The sequence below is a fragment of the Nocardia abscessus NBRC 100374 genome (genome assembly GCF_000308455.1).
In the GTDB taxonomy this organism is placed as follows: Bacteria; Actinomycetota; Actinomycetes; order Mycobacteriales; family Mycobacteriaceae; genus Nocardia; species Nocardia abscessus.
Genome location: NZ_BAFP01000235.1, coordinates 1 through 2,154, shown reverse-complemented (window position 1 = coordinate 2,154; position 2,154 = coordinate 1). Strand labels below are relative to the sequence as shown.

The following is a 2,154-nucleotide window of genomic DNA, read 5'->3' as shown; positions in this document are numbered from 1 at the left end:
TGGAGTCGTAAAGATTCAACTTGGCGATTTGTGGTCGGTGTCCGAGGCGATCAGGTCGAGGACTTCAGCAGCAGTGGTGAACTGGCGTATTGCGGGTGCAGGGGTGATGCGGTGTTGCTGGAGCAGCGGCAGGACGTCGTCGATGGCGTTGCGGATGGTGCCTCTGCTGACGCCGAACAGCTCTGCGAGGGTTTGTTGGTCGCATAGCTGGCGTTGGGCCAGCACGGTGGCCAGGATTCGGTCGGCGTCGGTGATCTTCTGGCGGAACAGTCCGCCCCGGGTGCCGGGGCGGCGTTCACCGCCGCGTTGGCGGTGGCGTCGTTGTTCGATCGAGGCGCGGTAGGAAACCGATATCCGGTCGACGAGGGCCTGGAAGTCGTCGCGGGTCATGCCGGTGAGGTCGGGGTGAGTCAACGCTCGAGCGGCTTCGATCCTTGTTGTGGTGGTGTCGTTGTCGAGCCAGTTGCGCAGCTCGTCGATGTCGGAGAAGTAGTGCGATGTCTGGGAAAACTCGATCTGATGCTCTTCGATCAGGGTGCGGGTTTCCCTGATCGCTCGGCCGATGGTGTTGGGGTTGATCCCCAGCAGTTCCACCAGGACTTTCTGGGGGCATACCCGCCGCAGGTAGACCACGGTTATCAACACTTTGTCGGCCGGTGTCAGCAACGGACGGCCGTGGTCGCCGCGTTCTTTTCGGCGTGGTCCGCCGCGTTGCAGGTACTGGCGCTGCTCGGCGATCGCTGCTTGCGCCGGCGCCAGCAGCGTGCAGAGCTGCTGCAGTTCGTGAGCGGGCAAGCCGGTCACCTTCGGGTCGGTGAGCGCCGCCAGAGCGTGCGCTCTGGCCGCGTTGCGGCCTTCGGTAGTGGTGACGGTGTCCTGGCGGCCGGTCGGGGCGATGGTGTAGTTCCAGGTTCCTCTCTGCGGGTGTGGTGTGATCGGCAGTGACCGGGCCTGCTCACGGCTTATCGAGATCCCGGTCGGATATATGCCGGTGTCGAGCTCGGCGTGGACCCGCAGCCCGGACCGGGTGCGGGTCGCTGCGATGCTATTGACGACGACCTCATGGCTGGTCAGTGGCCTGCCGCGCCAGTTCATGGTGATGTGGGAGAACAACCGGTGCTCGATCTTGTTCCATTTCGAGGTGCCCGGCGGGAAGTGGCACACGGTTACGGTCAGGCCGGTCTCGGCGGCGAACGCGGCGAGCTCGGCCTTCCAAAGCCGATACCGGTAGCTGTTCGACCCGCCGCAGTCCGCGGTGATCAACAACCGGTCCGCGGTGGGGTAGTCCAGGCAGCCGCGGGACCGCCACCAGCGCCGAATCGATTCCACTGCGAACACCGAGGTGTCGTGATCGGTGCCCACGTTCACCCAACCGGTGTCGTTGCCGATGTCGTAGACGCCGAAGGGGATAGCCACGTCGACATCCGGGCCGATGAAGTAGAAGCTGTGGTCCTCGACCCGCACCGGATCGCCCTTCGGACGCCACTGCCGCCCAGCGTTGGGCAACTGCCCGAGTTGTTCCTTCTTCTTGGCATCGATGCTGATCACCGGCTGTTCATCGGCATGATGCCGCTTGACCTGCTCGTTGATATAGCGGAACTGGACATCCCGATCAGGATGCTGGGTCCCTTCCAGCGTCTTCGCGTTGGCCTGGAGGCTGAAGCCCTGCGCCTTCAACAACCGGCCCACCGTCGGCGCGGACACCGAATGTCCGGCTCGGGTCAATTCGGCAGCCAGATTCCGCAGCGACTTCACCGTCCATCGCAGCGGCGACATCGGATCGCCACGTTCATCCGGCTCCACCAACGCCAACAACGCCGCAACCAGCCGCGGATCCAACTCCTCGGCCCGTCGACGACCACCGCCAGCTCGCCGAACACGGCCGCCCGGCAGCCGATGCTCCCCGGCCTCGACCTCGAAAACACCTTTGCGGACCGTGGTTTCGCTGACCCCGGCTGCCCGGGCCACCGCCCGCACCCCGCCATGCCCCAGCACCAGGGCCTCGCCGCCCAACGCCAACCGCCGCTGCCGCTCGTTCAAATGCGGCAACAATGCCCGCAGCCGAGCGGCCACACCCACCCCGCCGCCCTCCACCGCTACCACTCAGAACCGAAAGCCATTGAAGCCCAAACCAACACGTTGTTACTTTACGAC

Annotated in this window: 1 protein-coding gene; it reads right to left on the bottom strand. The window is 64.9% G+C overall.

Features of this window, described 5'->3' with window-relative positions:
• Positions 1-15 precede the first annotated feature (15 nt).
• Positions 16-2,103: an ISAzo13 family transposase gene (locus ON19_RS30925; RefSeq protein WP_083899724.1), complete on the bottom strand. Its 2,088-nt coding sequence runs from the start codon at positions 2,101-2,103 to the stop codon at positions 16-18.
• Positions 2,104-2,154 lie beyond the last annotated feature (51 nt).